This is a genomic window from Knoellia sp. p5-6-4, assembly GCF_029222705.1.
GTDB lineage: Bacteria > Actinomycetota > Actinomycetes > Actinomycetales > Dermatophilaceae > Pedococcus_A.
This window is the reverse complement of the sequence record NZ_JARGZF010000002.1, coordinates 583,920-603,057: the sequence shown is the minus strand read 5'-3', so window position 1 is coordinate 603,057 and position 19,138 is coordinate 583,920. Positions and strand designations below refer to the sequence as shown.

The window sequence follows — 19,138 nt, the reverse complement described above, 5'->3', positions numbered from 1 at the left end:
GCACCGTCTGTCACACGGCACGGTGGACGGCGGTGGGCGAGCGGGCAAAGATGGGCCCATGACCACCGGCTACGGCTACCGCCTGCGCGCAGGTGACCAGGGCCCGGTGCAGCAGAGCCCGGTCAGCTGTGGGGCAGCCTGCCTCACCGTGGCGCGCATGCTGGTCAACCCGCAGTTCGCCCGTTGGATCACCACCGGCGAGGGCCCGCGCGTCGACGCGCCTCCGGGAGACACCGAGGCGGAGCGGTTCGCGGCCTACGAGCGGGTGGTCATGAACCGCACCAACCGCCTGTATGCCGGGGGTCGGCGCCTCAACGTGCCCTGGCCCAGGGCACTGGGCACCCCGCCCTGGGGCGCGAGGAAGGAGCTCGAGTTCGGCGCCTCCCGCCGCGGCACCCGCTACACGGTGGAGGTGCTGCGCGGCGACCTGAGGAGCCGGCTGCGCGCGGCCCACGCCCGCCTGGTCGACGTGGTCGACGAGGGCGAGCCGGCACTGCTGTACGCCGGCAGCGCCGTGCTGCCCCGGCACGTGGTGCTCGTGCTGCCCGGCGACGGCGACCAGGTCCTCGACGTCTACGACCCGGCCACCGGCCTGGTCAGCCTGCTCGACGCGGACAGCTTCGCCGAGCGCCGGCTGCGGCTGTCGGGCTGGGACGTCCCGTGGTTCGCCGTCCAGCCCGATGGCACGCGCCGGGTTCAGGCCTTCGGCTTCTCCACGGGGATGAGCACCGCGTCGCGGACCTCCGGGGTCTCCGCCTCGGCGTAGTCGAGGCTTCCGGTCACCCGGCCGGCGGCGCGCAGGTCCGCCTCGGCGGTGCGCACGCGGTCGCACCAGTCCTGCGGTCCGGCCAGCACGATCGACGACACCTCGGCGCGCATACCGACCTTGGCCTCCGACTTGGCCTTGCGGACGCCCGCCAGGGCCTCGCCGACCGCACCCAGCAGCGCCGCGTCGGCGGCACCGAGGTCACCGAGGTCGGCCGCCGTCGGCCACGCGGCCCGGTGCACCGACCCCTCGTGGAACCACGACCACACCTCCTCGGTGGAGTAGGGCAGGAACGGCGCCAGCAGGCGCAGCAGCACGTCGAGCGCCAGGCGCAGACCCGCCCGAGCGGATGCGGCGGCCTCCTCACCCTGACCGCCGTAGGCCCGGTCCTTGACCAGCTCGAGGTAGTCGTCGCAGAAGGTCCAGAAGAAGCTCTCGGTGACCTCCAGCGCCCGGGCGTGGTCGTAGGCCTCGAACCCGGCGGTCGCCTTGGCCACGACGTCGGAGAGGCCGGCGAGCATGGCCCGGTCGAGCGGGTGGGTGACAGCGTCGTGCAGGTCGCCTTGCACCTCCGCGCTGGGGTGGTTCCCTGCTTCGGCTGCGCCAAAGGACAACGCGAACTTCGTGGCGTTCAGCACCTTGATGGCCAGGCGGCGGCCGACCTTCATCTGACCCGTGTCGTAGGCGGCGTCGGTCCCGAGCTTCGCCGAGGCCGCCCAGTAGCGCACCGCGTCGGCGCCGTGCTGGCGCACGACGTCCTCCGGCGTCTCGGCGTTGCCCTTGGACTTGCTCATCTTCTTGCGGTCGGGGTCGAGGATCCAGCCGCTGATGGCCGCGTTGGTCCACGGCAGCGAGCCGTGCTCGAGGTGCGCGCGCACGACCGTGGCGAAGAGCCAGGTGCGGATGATGTCCTGCCCCTGCGGGCGCAGGTCCATGGGGAAGAGCGTCTCGAAGAGCTCCGGGTCCTCCCGCCAGCCCAGCGCGATCTGCGGCGAGAGCGACGACGTCGCCCAGGTGTCCATGATGTCGGGGTCGCCGACGAAGCCACCGGCCTGGCCGCGCTGCGACTCCTCGTAGCCGCGGGGCGCCTGCGCCACCGGGTCGACCGGCAGCTCGGACTCGTCGGGGACGATCGGGTTGGCGTAGTCGGGATCGCCCTGCTCGTCCAAGGGGTACCAGACCGGGATCGGGACGCCGAAGAAGCGCTGGCGGCTGATGAGCCAGTCGCCGTTGAGGCCACCGACCCAGTTCTCGTAGCGGGTGCGCATGAACGAGGGGTGGAAGTCGAGCTCGCGGCCCCGCTCGACCAGCGCGGCGTTGAGCTCGGCGTCGCGGCCACCGTTCCTGATGTACCACTGGCGCGAGGTGACGATCTCGAGCGGCTTGTCGCCCTTCTCGTAGAAGTTCGCCTTGCGCTGGGTCGGCTTGGGCTCGCCGTCGAGGTCGCCGGACTCGCGCAGGGCGTCGACGATGAGCGTGCGCGCCGTGTGCGTCGTCTTGGTGGCGATCTCGCTGAAGAGCTCCTTGCCCTCACCGGACTCGATCCACTCGGGCGTCTCGGCCTGGATGCGCCCGGTGCGGGTGATGACCGAGCGGGTCGGCAGGTCGAGCTCACGCCACCACTGCACGTCGGTGAGGTCGCCGAAGGTGCAGCACATCGCGATGCCCGCGCCCTTCTCCATCTCGGCGAGCGGGTGGGCGAGCACCGGCACCTCGACCCCGAACAGCGGTGAGGTGACCGTGGTGCCGAAGAGCTCGGCATACCGCTCGTCGTCGGGGTGGGCGATGAGCGCCACGCAGGAGGGGATCAGTTCGGGGCGGGTCGTCTCGATGAAGACCGGGCCGGAGCCGTCCGTCCGGTGGAAGGCCACCCGGTGGTAGTGGCCGGGGTAGTCGCGGGCCTCGAGCTCGGCCTGGGCCACGGCGCTCTGGAAGGTGACGTCCCACAGCCCGGGCGCCTCGGCGGCATACGCCTCGCCGCGGGCGAGGTTGCGCAGGAACGCCTGCTGCGCGGTGGCGCGGGAGTTGGCGTCGATGGTGCGGTAGTTGACCTTCCAGTCGACCGACAGCCCCAGCCTGCGCCACAGCGCCTCGAAGGTCTCCTCGTCCTTGACGGTGAGGATGTCGCACAGCTCGATGAAGTTCTGCCGGGAGATCGGCTTCTGGTCGGCCGCCTTGGTGCTCTTGCCCTGGCCGCCCTCCTGCGGGGGCACGAAGCCGGGCTCGTAGGGGAGCGTGGCGTCGCCGCGGACGCCGTAGTAGTTCTGCACGCGGCGCTCGGTGGGCAGGCCGTTGTCGTCCCAGCCCATCGGGTAGAAGACCTCGAGGCCGGTCATCCGCTTGTAGCGGGCGATGCAGTCGGTGTGGGTGTAGGAGAACACGTGGCCGACGTGCAGCGAGCCGGATGCGGTGGGCGGCGGGGTGTCGATGGCGTAGACCGCCTCACGGGGGCCGCCGAGGGCGCGCTCACGGTCGAAGCGGTAGGTGCCCTGCTCCTCCCATACCGGCGCCCACTTGTCCTCGAGCCCGTCGATCGACGGCTTCTCCGGGATGGCGGCAGCGCGGGTGGTCTGAGCAGAGGTGGTCATGGGCGGAATCCTCCCATCACCGCCCTCGTCCCTACCAACCGGTTCCGGCCTCTAGGGTGTGCCCATGGAGCCGGTCTACACCACCGTCATCGGGGCCGCGCGCCTCGTCTTCGCCGCGCAGGGCCTGAAGTTCCGGATCCGGGGCGCCGAGAACGTGCCGCGCACCGGGGGTGCGGTCTTCGCGATCAACCACACCGGTTACATGGACTTCACGTATGCCGGGCTGGCCGCCCGCCCCGCCGGACGCCTGGTGCGGTTCATGGCCAAGGAGTCCATCTGGCGCAACAAGGTGGCCGGGCCCCTCATGCGGGGGATGAAGCACATCCCGGTCGACCGGGAGGCCGGCGCGACCTCCTTCCGGGCCGCGGTCGACGCCCTCAAGTCAGGCGAGATCGTCGGCGTCTTCCCCGAGGCGACCATCTCGCGCTCCTTCGAGCTCAAGGACTTCAAGTCGGGCACCATCCGCATGGCGCAGGCCGCCGGGGTGCCGGTCATCCCCGTGACGATCTGGGGCTCGCAGCGGGTCTGGACCAAGGGCCACCCCAAGCGGCTGGGCCGCACCAACATCCCCATCTTCATGACCGTCGGCGAGCCGATCACCGTCGGGAAGGGGGCCGCGGCTGCGGAGGAGGCCAACACCCTCCTGCGCGAGCGGATGACCGCCCAGCTGCACGCCGACCAGGACGCCTACCCGCCGCTGCCGCCGACCGAGCGGCACCTCCTGCCGGTGCGGCTCGGGGGCACGGCGCCCACGCTCGAGGAGGCCAACGCGATGGACGAGGAGGAGGTGCGCCGGCGCCGGGGCGCCGCGCCCGCCTGACGTTCGAGGGCCGGCCGAGCCGGCGTCAGACGCGGTGTCCGAGATGGGCCAGGGCCTGTCGGAGCAGTACCCCGTGGCCGCCGTCCATCTCCTGGAGCAGCCCCGGATCGGCCGCCTCGTCGAGGCTCAGCCAGGCGAGGTCGAGCGCGTCCTGCTGCGGCTCGCAGTCGCCGGCGACCGGCACGACGAAGGCCAGCGACACCGCGTGCTGGCGCGGGTCGTGGTAGGGCGTCACCCCCGGTGTGGGGAAGTACTCCGCCACGGTGAACGGCTGCGGGCTGGTCGGGATGTGCGGCAGGCACATCGGCCCGAGGTCCTTCTCGAGGTGCCGGGTCAGGGCGTCGCGCACCCGCTCGTGGTAGAGCACCCGACCGGAGACGAGCTCGCGGTTGATGCTGCCTCCGCTCGAGGCCCGCAGCAGCAGCCCCACGCGGACCGCCGCCCCGGTGGCGTCGACCCGCACGGGCACGGCGTCGACGTAGAGGATCGGCATGCGGCCGCGCACCGACTCGAGCTCCTCACGGGACAGCCACGACTCGTTGCGCTCCAGCTCCAGGGGGCTCATGCAGCGTTTCTACCAGCCACGGGCCCGGCCCGCGGGACCTAGGCCCCTCCCCGGGAGCCGCGCGCCGCCGACATGCTGGCCCCGAGAGCGGAAGGGGCGCCCATGGCCGCAGCCACCGCGACCGGCCTCAGCTCGGCGGAGGCGGCTGCTCGGCGCGCCGCCCACGGCCCGAACCTGCTACCCCAGCCACGGCGACCGTCGGTCGCGCGGCGCCTCGCCCAGGAGCTGACCCACTTCTTCGCGCTCATGCTGTGGGTGGCTGCCGGGCTCGCCCTGCTCGCCGGGCTGCCCGAGCTCGGGGTGGCCATCGCCGCCGTCATCGTGCTCAACGCCCTCTTCGCCTTCGCCCAGCGGGCCCGGGCGGACCGGGCGGCCGAGCGGCTGCGAGCGATGCTGCCGACCCGCGTGACCGTCCGGCGCGACGGTCGCCGCCGGATCATCGAGGCCGAGGACGTCGTCGTGGGGGACCTGCTGCTGCTCGAGAGCGGCGACCGGGTGCCGGCTGACGCCACCGTCACCATGGCCAACCGCCTGCTCGTCGACACCTCCATGCTCACCGGCGAGAGCGAGGCGGCCTCGGTGGGCAGGGACGAGGCGTTGTATGCCGGGACCTTCGCCGTGGAGGGCGAGGCCCGCGCCGTCGTGGTGGCCACCGGGGGGCAGACCCGCCTGGCCCGGATCGCCCGGCTCACGACCGCCTCCCCGAAGCCCGTCACCCCGCTGACCCGGGAACTGCAGGCCGTCGTGCGGCTGATCGCCGTCATCGCCCTCGGCGTGGGCGGGCTCTTCTTCGCGGTCTCGCTCCTGGTCGGCAACCCGCTGCGCGACGGCTTCATCTTCGCCATCGGGGTCACCGTCGCCCTGGTGCCCGAGGCGCTGCTGCCGACGGTGACCCTGTCGCTGGCGTGGGGCTCGGAGCAGATGGCGCGGCGCCAGATCCTCGTGCGCAACCTCGACGCGGTCGAGACGCTCGGGTCGACCGACTTCATCTGCACCGACAAGACCGGCACCCTGACCCAGAACCGGATGGCCGTCGTCGAGGCCTGGACCCCGTCAGGTGGGGTCGCCGTGGACGGTGCCGGGTACGAGCCCGCCGCCGAGCTGGCGTGGTCTGCCCCGGCCGCGCACGACGCCTGCGTCGCCCTCGCCCTGGCCGGGATGCGGTGCTCGACCGGGTACGCCGTCCACACGGCGGCGGGCTGGCGGGCCCACGGCGACCCCATGGAGGCGGCCCTCGACGTCTTCGCCCGGCGCCTGGGCATCGACACCGACGACGACCGTCACCGCCACCACTCGGTGATGCGGTTCCCCTTCGACCCGCGCCGGCGCCGCATGGCGGTGGTGTTCGACGGCGACGTGTTCGTCAAGGGGGCGCCCGACACCGTCCTGCCGCTGTGCGCCGACGGCGACGCCGGGCGGGCGGAGGTGGAGGCGATGACGGCGCGCGGGCTGCGAGTGCTGGCGCTGGCGGCCGGGACCGCCGCGGCCGAGGTCGCCCGCACACCCGACGAGGTGGAGGGCCAGCTGCACCTCCTGGGCCTCGTGGCCCTGGAGGACCCGCCCCGGGACGACGTGCCCGAGGCGCTGGCGACCTGCCGGAGCGCCGGTGTCGCCGTGGCCATGGTGACGGGCGACCACCCGGCGACCGCGGCCGCGATCGCCGACCAGGTGGGCCTGCGCCGCCCCGGCGACCCGGTGCTCGTCGGCGCCGAGCTGCCCGCGAACGATCGCGTCCTGGCCGCGGTGCTCGACCACGACGGGATCGTGGTGGCCCGCGTCTCGCCCGAGGACAAGCTGCGCATCGCCCGGGCCCTGCGTTCTGGGGGCCACGTCGTGGCGATGACCGGAGACGGCGTGAACGACGCGCCCGCCCTGCACGAGGCCGACATCGGTGTGGCGATGGGCCGCTCCGGCACCGACGTGGCCCGCGAGGCGGCCGACCTCGTGCTGCTCGACGACGCGTTCTCGAGCATCGTCGCGGGCATCGAGCAGGGCCGGGCGACCTACGTCAACGTCCGACGCTTCCTCACCTACCACCTGACCGACAACGTGGCCGAGCTGACGCCGTTCGTGGTGTGGGCGCTCTCCGGCGGGTCGTTCCCGCTGGCACTGGGCGTCCTCCAGATCCTGGCGATCGACATCGGGACCGACACCCTCTCGGCAGTCGCGCTGGGGGCCGAGCCGCCGGCTCGTCACCTCCTGGACAGGCCGCCCGTGTCCGGTCGGCTCATGAACGGGACGGTGCTGCGGCGGGCGTTCGGCCTTCTGGGGCCACTCATCGCGGCGCTGTCGATGGTCGCGTTCCTGGTGTCGATGGCGGCCGCGGGGTGGAGTCCCGGAGAGAGGTTCCCGACCGGCGACGCGTTGCTCGCGGCCTCGGGCGCGGCGTTCATGACTGTCGTCTTCGGCCAGAAGGCCAACGTGTTCGCCTGCCGGAGCTCGACCCGGTGGCCGGGCGCGCTCGGTTGGACGACCAACCGCCTGCTGCTTCCAGCCGGGGTCGCGGAGCTCGCCTTCTCCTTCGCCGTGCTCCTGGTTCCTGCCGTGGCCGGGGTGCTGGGTCAGGCGGGCCCGCCTGCCGCCGGTTGGGCGGTGGCCCTGGCCGCGCCCCCGCTCGTGCTGGCTGTCGACGCTGCCGACAAGGCCCGCCGCGCACGCGCTCGGCGTGGTCAGGACCAGTAGACGCGGCCGGGGTTCATGATCCCGCGGGGGTCGAACAGCGCCTTGACCGCGCGCTGGCGCTCGAGCTCGCGCTCGCCGAGCTCCTGGGCGAGCCACTTGGCCTTGAGCGACCCGACGCCGTGCTCGCCGGTGATGGTGCCGCCGAACTCCAGCGCCGTCGCGACCAGCTCGCCGAAGGCGCCCTCGGCGTTCTCGCGGCTGGCCTCGTCCTTGTCGTCGAAGAAGATGCTGGGGTGCAGGTTGCCGTCGCCTGCGTGCCCCGACATGGTGATCTCGAGCCCCCGGCGGGCGGCGATCCGCTGGCCGGCCCGGATGAGGTCGGTGAGCCGGCCCACGGGCACGCAGACGTCCTCGAGGAAGCGGGGGCCCTTGGCCTCCAGCGCGGGGCTGAGCGCACGGCGACCCGCGAGCAGGAGGTCGGCCTCCTGCACGTCGTCAGCGACGGCGACCTCGCTGGCCCCGGCCTTCTCGAGGATCTCGGCGTAGAGCGCGACGTCCTCGGCGGTGTGGCCGGGCCGGTCGGACTGCACGATGAGCGCCGCCTCGCAGTCGCCCGGGTAGCCGTAGTCGGCGAGGGCCTGGACGGCGGTGATCGAGGCGCGGTCCATAAGCTCGACGAGGCTCGGCACGTGGCGCTCACGTCGCAGGGCGGCGATCGCGGTGCTCGCGTCCTCCAGGGACTCGAACGTGCCCAGCACGGTCAGCGCCGGGTCGGGGGCCGGCACGACCCTGGCCACCACCTCGGTCACGACGCCCAGGGTGCCCTCGGAGCCGACGAAGAGCCCGGTGAGGTTCAGCCCGGCCACGCCCTTGGCGGTGCGGTGCCCGGTGCGGATGACCTCGCCGCCGGGCAGCACCACCTGCAGCCCACGGACGTAGTCGGCCGTCACGCCGTACTTCACGCAGCACAGCCCGCCGGCGTTGGTGGCGACGTTGCCGCCGATCGTGCAGAAGGCCGACGAGGCCGGGTCCGGCGGGTAGAACAGGCCATGCTCGGCGACCGTGGCCTTGAGGTCGGCGTTGACGACGCCGGGCCCGGCCACGGCCAGCCCCTCGAGCGGGTCGACCTCGCTGACCGTGTCGAGCGCCTCGACGTTGAGCACGATGCCGCCCTCGATGGCGACTGAACCACCGGTGAGCGAGCTGCGTGCACCCTGGGGCACCACCGGGGTCCGCGTCTCGTGCGCGTGCCGCATCACCTCGACCACGTCGGCGAGGTCACGGGCCCGCACCACCTCGAAGTCGCCCGGCGGCACCGCGCCCACGGACTCGTCCACGGCATACGTGGCCTTGACGTCGGGGTCGGTCACGAGACGGGCGGCGACGGCGGCGGGAATCGTGGTCACGGTCCCACCCTAGGCGCCGCTAGACTGCGTCCCAACGGCGTCGACCCGGCCATCACCGGCGAGCCTCCGGAAGAACGGCACCCACCTGCCCGGTGGGCGGGTGCTCAGTAGAACCGGACGGGAGGGCCCGTCACAGCCTGGACCAGAGCGGTCGTATGCCGTCGGCACCTCCGGCGCGTACGGCAAGCGAGGTGGTACCGCGGTGCCGCCGGGGAAGGACCCGGCGACGTCGTCCTCGTGGGAAGTCGAAGCGACACGAGCGACGAAGGACCTGCCGAATGACCTACCCGAAGGTCTCCAGCGACCCGACCAGCACCAGCGTCCCCGCGAGCCCGAGGTTCCCGGAGATCGAGGAGCGCATCCTCAGGTACTGGGACGAGGACGGCACCTTCCAGGCGTCCGTGGCGAACCGCGAGATGGGTGAGAACGGCGCCAACGAGTTCGTCTTCTACGACGGACCGCCCTTCGCCAACGGCCTGCCGCACTACGGCCACCTGCTGACCGGCTACGTCAAGGACGTCGTTCCGCGCTACCAGACCATGCGTGGCAGGCGCGTCGAGCGGCGTTTCGGCTGGGACACCCACGGCCTGCCCGCCGAGCTCGAGGCGATGAGCCAGCTCGGCATCAAGACCAAGGACGAGATCCTCGAGCTCGGCATCGAGGACTTCAACGCCAAGTGCCGCAGCTCGGTGCTGAAGTACACCGACGAGTGGCGCGAGTACGTCACCCGGCAGGCGCGCTGGGTCGACTTCGACAACGACTACAAGACGCTGAACCCGCAGTACATGGAGAGCGTCATCTGGGCGTTCAAGCAGCTCTACGACCAGGGCCTGGTGTACGAGGGCTTCCGGGTGCTGCCCTACTGCTGGAACGACCAGACGCCGCTGAGCAACCACGAGCTGCGCATGGACGACGAGGTCTACCAGGTGCGCCAGGACCCCTCGGTCACGGTCGGCCTGCGCCTCGAGACCGGCGAGCTGGCCCTCATCTGGACGACCACGCCCTGGACCCTGCCGTCGAACCTGCTCGTCGTGGTGGGCCCGGACATCGACTACGTCGTCGTGGAGTCGGACTTCACCGGCACGACGGAGCGCTACGTCCTCGCGGAGGCCCGGCTCCCGGCCTACGCCCGCGAGCTCGGCGGCGACAGCCCGGAGGCGTTGGAGTCGCGCATCGTCGAGCGGCTCAAGGGATCCGACCTCGTGGGCCGGTCCTACACGCCGCCGTTCTCCTACTTCAAGGGGCACCGGGGCGCCCACCGCATCGTGGCCGACGACTACGTGACCACCACCGACGGCACCGGCCTGGTCCACAACGCCGGCGCCTTCGGTGAGGAGGACAAGGTCACGACCGACCGCGAGGGCATCAAGCCCGTCGTGCCCGTCGGCGCCGACGGCAAGTTCGCCTACCCGGTCATCGACTACGAGGGCGTGCAGGTCTTCGACGCCAACGCGCTCATCATCGACGACCTCAAGGCGGCCACCCGCGGCACGGGCGACCACGGCGCGGTGACCCCGGGCACCGTGCTGCTGCGCCGCGAGTCCTACGCGCACTCCTACCCGCACTGCTGGCGCTGCCGGCAGCCGCTGATCTACATGGCCGTCTCGTCCTGGTTCGTCGAGGTGACGAAGTTCAAGGACCGCATGCTCGAGCTCAACGACCAGATCACGTGGGTGCCCGAGCACGTCAAGCACGGCCAGTTCGGCAAGTGGCTCGAGAATGCCCGCGACTGGTCGATCTCGCGAAACCGCTTCTGGGGCAGCCCGATTCCCGTGTGGAAGTCGGACAACCCGGAGTACCCGCGTATCGATGTCTACGGGAGCTTCGAGGAGCTCGAGCGCGACTTCGGCGTCGAGGTCAAGGACCTGCACCGGCCGTTCATCGACCGGCTCACCCGCCCCAACCCGGACGACCCGACCGGCAACTCCACCATGCGCCGGGTCGAGGACGTGCTCGACGTGTGGTTCGACTCCGGGTCGATGTCGTTCGCCCAGGTGCACTACCCGTTCGAGAACGCCGAGTGGTTCGAGCACCACTTCCCGGGCGACTTCATCGTCGAGTACATCGGCCAGACGCGCGGCTGGTTCTACACGCTGCACATCCTGGCCACGGCGCTGTTCGACCGGCCCGCCTTCTCCTCCTGCGTGAGCCACGGCATCGTGCTCGGCTCCGACGGGCAGAAGATGTCGAAGTCGCTGAAGAACTACCCCGATGTGCGCGAGGTGTTCGACCGTGACGGCGCGGACGCGATGCGCTGGTTCCTCATGAGCTCGCCGATCCTGCGCGGCGGCAACCTCGTCGTCACCGAGCAGGGCATCCGCGACGGCGTGCGCCAGGTGCTGATCCCGCTGTGGAACTCCTGGTACTTCTTCAGCCTCTACGCCAACGCCGCGAACGGCGGGAAGGGCTACGAGGCGAAGTGGTCCACCGGGTCGACCGACGTGCTCGACCGCTACCTGCTGGCCAAGCTGCGCGAGTTCGTCGAGCAGGCGCAGACCCAGCTCGAGGCCTACGACATCGCCGGCGCCTGCGACTCGACCCGCACGTTCCTCGACGTCCTCACCAACTGGTACATCCGGCGCAGCCGGGACCGGTTCTGGGACACCGCCGGCGCCGACTCGTCGGTGTCGGGGGCGGCGTTCGACACCCTCTACACGGCCCTCGAGGTCGTCTGCCGGGTGGCGGCTCCGCTGCTGCCGCTGACCACCGAGGAGATCTGGCGCGGCCTGACGGGCGGGCGGTCGGTGCACCTCACCGACTGGCCCGACCCCTCGGACCTGCCGAGCGACCACGCCCTGGTGGCGGCCATGGACACCGCGCGCGAGGTCTGCTCGACGGCGTCGTCGCTGCGCAAGGCCAACAGCCTGCGGGTGCGCCTGCCGCTGCGCGACCTCACCGTAGTGGTGCAGGACGCCGCGTCGTTGAAGGACTTCGGCGCGATCGTCGCCGACGAGGTCAACGTCCGCACCGTCACCCTGCGCGACGTGACGGAGGCCAGCCAGGCCGACTTCGGCGTCTCGCAGAGGCTGACCGTCAACGCCCGTGCCGCCGGGCCGCGCCTGGGCCGCGACGTGCAGCAGGCCATCAAGGGCAGCAAGAGCGGTGACTGGTCGGTGGCCGAGGACGGCACGGTGGTGGCCGGTGGCCTGGCGCTGCAGGAGGGCGAGTACGCCCTCGAGACGGTCGTCGACCAGTCCGCGGCGGGCGGCTCGCGCGCCACGGCGATGCTGCCCAGCGGTGGCTTCGTCGTCCTCGACACCGAGGTGACGCCGGAGCTGGCCCAAGAAGGCCTGGCGCGTGACATCGTCCGCGCCGTGCAGCAGGCCCGCCGGGACGCCGGCCTCGAGGTCAGCGACCGGATCAGCCTCACCGTCACGGGCGACCAGGACGTGTGGGAGGCGACGGTGGCCCACCAGTCGCTCATCGTCGAGGAGACGCTCGCCTCGCAGTTCGGGTCCGCCCCGCAGCTCGAGGCCCTGCCGCAGCGGGCCGACGTGGTCGAGGCCACGGTCGGTGACGGCCAGGCCGTGCGCATCAAGGTGATGAAGCTCTGATGGCGGGCACGAACCGCTCGGGTCGCCCCGACGCCGCTCAGCAGGCCGCCGCGCACAACCTCGAGGTCCGGAAGCGGATGCGCCTGGCCGAGGAGGCGATCCTCGCCCGCGCGCCGGAGCACGACCTCGAGCCCAGCCTCGACCGCATCGCCGCGGTGATGGAGCTGCTCGGCGACCCCCAGCGCAGCTACCCGGTCATCCACCTGACCGGCACCAACGGCAAGACGTCGACGACGCGCATCATCGAGTCGCTGCTGCGCGAGCTGGGCCTGCGCACGGGCCGGTTCACCTCGCCGCACCTGCACACCGTGCGGGAGCGGATCGCGCTGTCGGGTGAGCCGATCTCCGAGGAGAAGTTCCTCGCCGCCTACGACGACGTGCTGCCGTTCATCGAGACGGTCGACGCCCGGTCGGTCGCCGAGGGCGGCCCGCGCATGACCTTCTTCGAGGTGCTCGTGGCGGTGGCGTATGCCGCGTTCGCCGACGCCCCCGTCGACGTCGCCATCGTCGAGGTGGGTATGGGCGGCGGCTGGGACGCCACCAACGTCGCCGACGGCTCGGTCGCCGTGGTGACCCCGGTGGCGCTCGACCACCAGCACTTCCTCGGCACCACGCTCGAGGAGATCGCGGGGGAGAAGTCCGGGATCATCAAGCCCGACGCGGTGGCCGTCGTCGCGGTGCAGGAGCCCGAGGTCGCCCAGGTGCTGCTCGACCGCGCCACCGAGGTGCGCGCGCGGATCGCTTTCGAGGGCAACGACTTCGGTCTCCTCACCCGCGAGGTCGGGGTGGGCGGGCAGCAGATCTCGGTGCGCGGCATGGCCGGTGACTACACCGACCTGTTCCTGCCGCTGCACGGCGCGCACCAGGCCCACAACACGGTGCTGGCGCTGGCCGCGGTCGAGGCCTTCCTCGGCGGCGGAGAGCAGCGGCTCGACCCGGAGGTCGTCCGAGCCGGGCTGGCCGCGGTCGCCTCGCCGGGCCGCCTCGAGATCGTCCGGCGCTCACCCACGGTCATCGTGGACGCCGCCCACAACACCGCCGGGGCGCTCGCTCTGCGCCACGCGCTCGAGGACTCGTTCAACTTCGCCCGACTCGTGGGGGTCGTCGCGATCCTCAAGGACAAGCCGGCCACCGAGATGCTCGAGGTGCTCGAGCCCGTGTTCGACCACGTCGTCATCACCTCGACGACGTCGCCGCGTGCCATGCGGCCCGAGGAGCTCGGCGAGCTCGCCGCGGACATCTTCGGCGAGGACCGCGTGACCGTGGTCCATCAGCTCCCGGACGCGCTCGACACCGCCGCCGGCCTCGCCGACGAGGGCGGAGTCGGCGGGGGAGTGGTGGCCACCGGCTCGGTGACCACCGCCGCAGAGGTCCGCATGCTGCTCGGCACCACCGAGGTGTGAGTCAGGTCAGGACGGCCAAGGCCACCGTTCGTGGCCGCCCTGATGTCACCGCTTCCTGCCCAGGTCGTGGATGTCGAGGTGGTGCGACGCCTTGGCGTCGGTCTTGGCGTGCTTCTCGGCGCGTTTCTCCTTGATGGACTTGCCGGCCTTCTTGGACATGTGCGAACGGGGCGACTTGTCACTCATGGCTGCTCCCTGGCTGGAGGCCTGGGTGGCCTCACCCCCTGACGGTACGCCCCCGCCGTCAGCGGTGCTTGGCGAGCTCGTGGATGTCGAGGTGGGTGGACGTGAAGTCGGCCTTGGCCCGCTTCTCCGCCCGTCGCTCCTTGATCGACTTGCCCGGCTTCTTGGCCGCGTGCGTGGGCTTGGACTTCTGGCCCATGACTCCTGCCTTCCCGTGTGGAGGCCCTGCGAATCGGGGGCTCCTCAGGTCGACCGTACGCCCGGTGGCCGCGGCCGGACATGGTCCGAAGGACCCGGGCGCGACGAGGCGGTCATGCAGGGAGAGAGACGACCGTCATGCCGGCCCCGGCGCGCGGTCGGTCCATCGCAGCCAGTGCCTCGCCGGCCCGGTCGAGGTCGATGACGTCACCGACGAGCAGGTCGGGCTGGAACCGGCCGTCCTCGACCATCGCCAGCATGGCTGGGTACTCGTGCGCCGCCATGCCGTGGGAGCCGTAGACCTCCAGCTCGTGCGCGACCACCCGGTCCATCGGCAGCGGCGGCGTCGCCGCGTCGCCCAGCAGCAGACCGACCTGCACGTGGCGTCCCCGCCGCCGGAGGCTGAGCACCGAGGCCACGGAGGTCTCCGGGGCACCCAGGGCGTCGAGCGAGACGTGCGCTCCGCCGCTGGTGGCCTCCCGCACCCGCTCCGCCACGTCGGCGCGCTCACGGGCGTCGACAACCACCTCGGCGCCGACGGCCCGGGCGCGCTCGAGGGCGGCGGGGGAGACGTCGACGGCGACGACCCTGGCACCGAGGGCGGCGCCGATCATGACCGCGGAGAGACCGACGCCACCGCAGCCGTGCACCACCAGCCAGTCCCCGTGGCCCACTCGCCCGTGGACGGTGAGCGCGCGGAAGGCCGTGGCGAACCGGCAGCCGAGCGAGGCTGCCGTGACGAAGTCGACGGAGTCCGGCAGCAGCACGAGGTTGAGGTCGGCAGCGTGCACCGCGACCCGCTCGGCGAAGGACCCGGGACCGGTGAAGCCGGGCTGGGTCTGGTTCGGGCAGACCTGCGCCTCACCGGCGGCGCACCAGTCGCAGGTGCCGCAGCCGCACACGAAGGGCACCGTGACCCGGTCGCCGACCGACCACCGGCGCACCGCAGGTCCGACCTCCGCGACCACGCCGGCGAGCTCGTGGCCGGGCGTGTGGGGGAGGGTGACCGGGTCGTGGCCCTTCCACGCGTGCCAGTCCGAGCGGCACACGCCGGTGGCGCGCACCGCGATGACGACGCCGTCCTCGGGGCATGCCGGCTCGGCCGCCTCGACGACCCTCGGCAGGGAGCCGTAGTCGGTGTAGGCGACGGCCCTCACGGGTCGAGCTCCTCCCCGGCCAGCGCCTTGGCCGCCAGCCGCTCCTCCTCTGCGAGCTGCCAGACCTCCTTGGCCGCGGTGCCGTTGAGCGCCACGATCACGAGGCCCAGGACGATGTCGGGCCAGCCCGAGAGCGTCCACACCGTGAGGCCGGCGACCACGATGATCAGGGCGTTCGCGATGACGTCGTTGCGGGCGGCGAGGTAGGCAGCGTGGGACATGCTGCTGCCGTGCGCGCGCATCCGGGCCAGGAGCAGTGCGCAGACGGTGTTCACCATGATCGCGCCGCCTGCCGTGACCGCGAGGGAGAGCGGGTCCGGGGGGCTGGGGTCGGAGAACTTCGCCACCGCCTGCCACAGAGCCGCCAGCGCCGGGACCAGGATGATGAGCGCCATCGCCTTGCCCATCAGAGCCCGGCGGTGCGCGCTCAGCCCGAGGGCCAGCGCGATGAGCAGGTTGACCGCGGTGTCCTCGAGGAAGTCGACGCTGTCGGCGAAGAGCGAGACCGAGCCGATCGCCAGCGCAACGCCGACCTCGACGAAGAAGTAGGCGAGGTTGAGGGCCGCAACCAGCAGCACGGTGCGGCGCAGCTGGCGTGTGGTGATGGCGGGTCCGTCCACGAGCTCATCCAATCAGGCACCTGCCCGGGCGGGGTGCGCGCGGCCCCGCGCGCACGGCATACGGTTGGGGCATGCACCCGTTCACCAAGCTGCTGCTGATCCTGGCGCTGGTCGTGCTGGTCTTCTGGCTGGTCACCAAGTTCCGTGACCGCCAGGTGCCCGAGGACCCCATGCCGCCCGTGCCGGTCAGCGACCTGGCGCCACGGGTGCAGGAGTCGATCGACCACGCGCTCAGTGAGGGCAAGACCATCAACGCCATCAAGATCTACCGCGACGCCACCAACGCCTCGCTCGCGCAGGCGAAGCAGGCGATCGACGTCCGCAGCTGGCAGCGCAAGCCGTGAGACACCTGACCTTCTACGGCACGCTCGGCACGTTCAGCTGGCGGATGCTCGCCACCGTGCTCGCCGGCGAGTCGATCATCGTGTTCTTCGGCGCCCTCGCGGCCCGGGCCATGTCGTCTGCCGGTGGGGACGACAGTGGCGGCGCCTGGCTGGCGACGGGTTCGGCACTGGCGGTGCTGTGCGTCGTGGCCGCGGGCCTGGTGCGCCGGCCCTGGGGGGTGACGCTGGGGTGGGTCGTGCAGGCCCTCACGCTGCTCAGTGCGCTCGTCGTGCCGGCCATGCTCATCGTGGGGCTGATCTTCCTGGCCCTGTGGGTGCTGTGCATGGTGCAGGGCAGCAGGATCGACGCGTTGCAGGCCCAGCGGAGGGCACAGGCCCACGACGAGTCCGCGCGACCGCCGTCGGTAGGCTGACCGCCGTGACTGCTCAGACTGAACGCTCCCTTGTCCTGGTCAAGCCCGACGGTTTCTCCCGCGGCCTCACCGGCGAGGTGCTCCGCCGCATCGAGGCCAAGGGCTACGCCCTGGTCGCCCTCGACGTGTTGACGCCGACGCGCGAGATGCTGGCCGCCCACTACGCCGAGCACGAGGGCAAGCCGTTCTACGAGCCGCTGGTCGAGTTCATGTCGAGCGGCAACGTCGCCGCCGTCGTCATCGAGGGCAACCGCTGCATCGAGGGCTTCCGCGCGCTCGCCGGTGCCACCGACCCGACCGTGGCACTGCCCGGCACGATCCGGGGCGACCTCGGCCGCGACTGGGGCAGGAAGGTCCAGGAGAACATCGTCCACGGCTCCGACTCGCCGGAGTCCGCGTCTCGCGAGATCGCGATCTGGTTCCCCAAGCTCTGACGGGACTGCGCCTGAGCAGGCGCGTCCGCGGCGGGGATGCCCCTCGGCCCTATCCGGTCGCACTCCGCTTCGCTCCGTGCTCCTGCCAGGCCCAACCACGGGCTCTCGGGGCATCCCCGCCGCTCCCGCTCGGCTCGCCCCGGAGCGGACGCGGCAGCTGAGAGACGTCAGGCGGTCTCGAGGTCGTCGAGGCCGCCGATGACCACCTCGAGCAGGGAGGCCAGCGTCTCGCGCTGGGCCTTGGTGAGCCCGGCCAGGGTGTCGGACTCGACGACGTTCGCCTCACGGACGGCGGCCGTGAACAGCTCCCACCCCGCGGTGTCGAGGGTGACGAGCACCCGGGTGCGGTTCGCGGGGTCGGGCTCACGCCGCACCCAGCCCCGCTCGGCCATCCGGTCGAGCCGGTGGGTCATCGACGATGCCGCGCAGCTGGTGACGTCGGCGAGCTGGCTGGGGGTCACCGGGGAGTCGCCGGCCTTGGCGAGGTGGGCGAGGACGGCCCACTCGCCGTGGCTCAGGCCGAGGTCGGCCAGCTGGCGGCCGTACCACTTGTCGAGCTTGCGGGTCAGGCCGTAGACGGCGGTGATGACCCGCTGCACCGACTCGTCACCACCGGCCGCCACGTAGGCGCGCACGGCCGCCTGGTACTGCCGCTGGGCCGACTGCGACGCGGTCTTCTTGGCAGGCATGCGCCCATCCTGTCATGCTAGTATTTCGAAATCGAAATCTTGCATCTCGAATTATTCCACTTCGAACTCTGAAACGACCGATACCCGTGCGCGCCCGTCTGCTCATCCTCGCCTCCGCCGTCGCCATGCTCGGCTGGGGCACCGTTCTTCCCTACCAGTACGCCTACGCCGCGAACACCCGTGGCTGGGGGAGCCTTGCGGCTGCTGCCGCATCCAGCCTGTTCTCCATCGGCGCACTGCTGTCGGCACCGGTCGGTGGCCGGCTGGCCGACCGGGTCAACCCGGTCGCCGTCGCCGTGGGTGCCAAGGGGGTGGCCGCCCTGGGTGCCCTGGGCCTGGTGGTCGCCGGTTCGCCGGCCACCTTCCTGCTCGGCATGTTCGTCTTCGGCGTGGGCATCACGGCAGCGGCTCCGGCACAGACCGTGCTGGTCCTGCGCTGGGTCGGCGGGGGAGCCGACCGCCGCCGCGTCTTCGCCTGGCAGTTCACCGGCCAGGCCCTGGGCATGGCGGTCGGCGCGTTCGCCGCCGGTTACATGGTCGACCTCGACCGCGCCGACGGCATGTGGCCTGCGTTCACCACGGCGGCGGCCGGGTTCGTGGTCTCCGCGCTCCTGATCCTGCTCGCCGGTCGCGGTGCCCCTGCGGTGGCCGACGAGCAGCTCGGCGTCGAGGCTGCGGCAGAGTCCTCCGGGCGGGTCGCTGCCCGCACCGCGCTGCGCCTGATCTGGGCGAACCCTGCGCTGAGGTGGACCGCGCTGGTCACCGTCACGCTCGCACTCGGCTTCTACGCCCAGTTCGAGAGCGGACTACCGGCCTACGCCCTCACCGTGCTCCACGTCGAGGAGACGGTCATCGGGATCGCCGCCGCGGTCAACTGCGTCGTCATCATCGCGCTGCAGATGGTCGTCGTCCGCCTGACGGCCCAGCGCGGTGCTGCCACCCTGCTCATGGGCGTGGCCGCGATCTGGACGCTGTCGTGGCTCCTGCTCGCGGCCGCGTCGCAGACCCCGGCCCTGGCCGCGGCGCTGTTCGTCACGACGTTCGGCGTGTTCGCGGTCGGCGAGACGATGTACGCGCCCGTGCTCAACCCGCTCACGGCCAGCCTCGCGCCGCAGGGCATGGTCGGCACGACCCTCGGCATCTTCACCGCGCTGCAGACCGGCGTGTCCGCGGTCGGGCCGCTGGTGGCCGGGGTCGTGCTCGGAGCCGGGCTGGGGTCGCTGTTCATCGGTCTGCACGTGGCGATCAGCGCATTGGCCGTCTTCGCGGCGTGGCGTCTGCGGTGCAGCCTCCGGGCCAGGCCCGAGCGGGCGACCGCGAGCACGACCGTGGATGCCGCGCTCGCGGCCTGACCGTCCCGCCGGCGAGCCGGGGCC

The 19,138-nt window shown here is 72.0% G+C and carries 17 protein-coding genes; 9 read left to right on the top strand and 8 right to left on the bottom strand.

The window, feature by feature from the left end; genetic code table 11:
- The first annotated feature begins 58 nt into the window (after positions 1-58).
- The gene (locus P2F65_RS14340; protein ID WP_275809033.1) at positions 59-766 is read left to right on the top strand and encodes a hypothetical protein; all 708 of its coding nucleotides are present in this window, start codon (positions 59-61) and stop codon (positions 764-766) included.
- Here P2F65_RS14340 and valS read toward each other — a convergent pair.
- Entirely contained in the window at positions 697-3,354 is a 2,658-nt protein-coding gene (gene valS, locus P2F65_RS14335; RefSeq protein ID WP_275809030.1) for a valine--tRNA ligase, read from the bottom strand. The genes P2F65_RS14340 and valS overlap by 70 nt on opposite strands.
- A 64-nt stretch (positions 3,355-3,418) precedes the next feature.
- On the opposite strand from valS, the gene P2F65_RS14330 reads away from it, so the two are divergent.
- The gene (locus P2F65_RS14330; protein ID WP_275809027.1) at positions 3,419-4,174 is read left to right on the top strand and encodes a lysophospholipid acyltransferase family protein; all 756 of its coding nucleotides are present in this window, start codon (positions 3,419-3,421) and stop codon (positions 4,172-4,174) included.
- Positions 4,175-4,199: 25 nt separating this feature from the next.
- Here P2F65_RS14330 and P2F65_RS14325 read toward each other — a convergent pair whose 3' ends face one another.
- Positions 4,200-4,739, bottom strand: a complete 540-nt coding sequence (locus P2F65_RS14325; protein ID WP_275809024.1) for an NUDIX hydrolase family protein — start codon at positions 4,737-4,739, stop codon at positions 4,200-4,202.
- Positions 4,740-4,841: 102 nt separating this feature from the next.
- Between P2F65_RS14325 and P2F65_RS14320 the strand changes: the two genes are divergently transcribed.
- A complete protein-coding gene (locus tag P2F65_RS14320) occupies positions 4,842-7,421 on the top strand; it encodes a cation-transporting P-type ATPase (protein ID WP_275809021.1) in 2,580 nt (859 codons plus the stop codon).
- On the opposite strand, the gene P2F65_RS14315 is transcribed toward P2F65_RS14320, so the two are convergent.
- Positions 7,409-8,767 carry an FAD-linked oxidase C-terminal domain-containing protein gene (locus P2F65_RS14315; protein WP_275809019.1) on the bottom strand — a complete coding sequence of 453 codons (1,359 nt, stop codon included), beginning with the start codon at positions 8,765-8,767 and terminating at the stop codon, positions 7,409-7,411. The genes P2F65_RS14320 and P2F65_RS14315 overlap by 13 nt on opposite strands.
- A gap of 278 nt (positions 8,768-9,045) precedes the next feature.
- Between P2F65_RS14315 and ileS the strand changes: the two genes are divergently transcribed.
- Together ileS and P2F65_RS14305 are read left to right on the top strand one after the other, a co-directional pair.
- Entirely contained in the window at positions 9,046-12,321 is a 3,276-nt protein-coding gene (gene ileS, locus P2F65_RS14310) for an isoleucine--tRNA ligase (RefSeq protein ID WP_275809017.1), read from the top strand.
- Complete coding sequence (locus P2F65_RS14305; RefSeq protein ID WP_275809014.1) at positions 12,321-13,724, top strand: folylpolyglutamate synthase/dihydrofolate synthase family protein; 1,404 nt, start codon at positions 12,321-12,323, stop codon at positions 13,722-13,724. The genes ileS and P2F65_RS14305 overlap by 1 nt, the downstream gene beginning before the upstream one ends.
- A gap of 45 nt (positions 13,725-13,769) precedes the next feature.
- Here P2F65_RS14305 and P2F65_RS14300 read toward each other — a convergent pair whose 3' ends face one another.
- From P2F65_RS14300 to P2F65_RS14285, 4 genes are all read right to left on the bottom strand, one after another.
- Complete coding sequence (locus P2F65_RS14300) at positions 13,770-13,910, bottom strand: hypothetical protein (protein WP_275809012.1); 141 nt, start codon at positions 13,908-13,910, stop codon at positions 13,770-13,772.
- A 58-nt stretch (positions 13,911-13,968) separates the two neighbouring features.
- Positions 13,969-14,106 carry a hypothetical protein gene (locus P2F65_RS14295; RefSeq protein ID WP_275809009.1) on the bottom strand — a complete coding sequence of 46 codons (138 nt, stop codon included), beginning with the start codon at positions 14,104-14,106 and terminating at the stop codon, positions 13,969-13,971.
- 112 nt (positions 14,107-14,218) lie between these two features.
- Positions 14,219-15,262, bottom strand: coding sequence for a zinc-dependent alcohol dehydrogenase family protein (locus P2F65_RS14290; RefSeq protein ID WP_275809006.1), 1,044 nt, complete (start codon positions 15,260-15,262; stop codon positions 14,219-14,221).
- Positions 15,259-15,882 carry a cation transporter gene (locus P2F65_RS14285; RefSeq protein ID WP_275809003.1) on the bottom strand — a complete coding sequence of 208 codons (624 nt, stop codon included), beginning with the start codon at positions 15,880-15,882 and terminating at the stop codon, positions 15,259-15,261. Before P2F65_RS14285 ends, P2F65_RS14290 begins: the two co-directional genes overlap by 4 nt.
- Before the next feature lie 71 nt (positions 15,883-15,953).
- On the opposite strand from P2F65_RS14285, the gene P2F65_RS14280 reads away from it, so the two are divergent.
- From P2F65_RS14280 to ndk, 3 genes are read left to right on the top strand one after another with little or no spacing between them, the layout of a single operon-like run.
- Complete coding sequence (locus P2F65_RS14280) at positions 15,954-16,226, top strand: hypothetical protein (protein WP_275809001.1); 273 nt, start codon at positions 15,954-15,956, stop codon at positions 16,224-16,226.
- Positions 16,223-16,639 carry a DUF4233 domain-containing protein gene (locus tag P2F65_RS14275; RefSeq protein ID WP_275808998.1) on the top strand — a complete coding sequence of 139 codons (417 nt, stop codon included), beginning with the start codon at positions 16,223-16,225 and terminating at the stop codon, positions 16,637-16,639. Before P2F65_RS14280 ends, P2F65_RS14275 begins: the two co-directional genes overlap by 4 nt.
- 5 nt (positions 16,640-16,644) lie before the next feature.
- Positions 16,645-17,073 (top strand): nucleoside-diphosphate kinase, encoded by a 429-nt coding sequence (ndk, locus tag P2F65_RS14270; RefSeq protein WP_275808995.1) that lies wholly within the window; start codon positions 16,645-16,647, stop codon positions 17,071-17,073.
- A gap of 167 nt (positions 17,074-17,240) precedes the next feature.
- Here ndk and P2F65_RS14265 read toward each other — a convergent pair whose 3' ends face one another.
- Positions 17,241-17,762, bottom strand: coding sequence for a MarR family transcriptional regulator (locus P2F65_RS14265; protein ID WP_275808992.1), 522 nt, complete (start codon positions 17,760-17,762; stop codon positions 17,241-17,243).
- Positions 17,763-17,848: 86 nt separating this feature from the next.
- On the opposite strand from P2F65_RS14265, the gene P2F65_RS14260 reads away from it, so the two are divergent.
- Positions 17,849-19,114 (top strand): MFS transporter, encoded by a 1,266-nt coding sequence (locus tag P2F65_RS14260; RefSeq protein ID WP_275808989.1) that lies wholly within the window; start codon positions 17,849-17,851, stop codon positions 19,112-19,114.
- Positions 19,115-19,138: the final 24 nt, after the last annotated feature.

What these genes read in the sequence shown, in the direction of transcription:
- P2F65_RS14320 (WP_275809021.1), top strand. Translation starts at nt 4,842, where the DNA reads ATGGCCGCAGCCACCGCGACCGGCCTCAGCTCGGCGGAGGCGGCTGCT.
- P2F65_RS14280 (WP_275809001.1), top strand. Translation starts at nt 15,954, where the DNA reads ATGCACCCGTTCACCAAGCTGCTGCTGATCCTGGCGCTGGTCGTGCTG.
- P2F65_RS14340 (WP_275809033.1), top strand. Translation starts at nt 59, where the DNA reads ATGACCACCGGCTACGGCTACCGCCTGCGCGCAGGTGACCAGGGCCCG.
- valS (WP_275809030.1), bottom strand. Translation starts at nt 3,354, where the DNA reads ATGACCACCTCTGCTCAGACCACCCGCGCTGCCGCCATCCCGGAGAAG.
- P2F65_RS14330 (WP_275809027.1), top strand. Translation starts at nt 3,419, where the DNA reads ATGGAGCCGGTCTACACCACCGTCATCGGGGCCGCGCGCCTCGTCTTC.
- ileS (WP_275809017.1), top strand. Translation starts at nt 9,046, where the DNA reads ATGACCTACCCGAAGGTCTCCAGCGACCCGACCAGCACCAGCGTCCCC.
- P2F65_RS14305 (WP_275809014.1), top strand. Translation starts at nt 12,321, where the DNA reads ATGGCGGGCACGAACCGCTCGGGTCGCCCCGACGCCGCTCAGCAGGCC.
- P2F65_RS14265 (WP_275808992.1), bottom strand. Translation starts at nt 17,762, where the DNA reads ATGCCTGCCAAGAAGACCGCGTCGCAGTCGGCCCAGCGGCAGTACCAG.
- P2F65_RS14295 (WP_275809009.1), bottom strand. Translation starts at nt 14,106, where the DNA reads ATGGGCCAGAAGTCCAAGCCCACGCACGCGGCCAAGAAGCCGGGCAAG.
- P2F65_RS14325 (WP_275809024.1), bottom strand. Translation starts at nt 4,739, where the DNA reads ATGAGCCCCCTGGAGCTGGAGCGCAACGAGTCGTGGCTGTCCCGTGAG.
- P2F65_RS14300 (WP_275809012.1), bottom strand. Translation starts at nt 13,910, where the DNA reads ATGAGTGACAAGTCGCCCCGTTCGCACATGTCCAAGAAGGCCGGCAAG.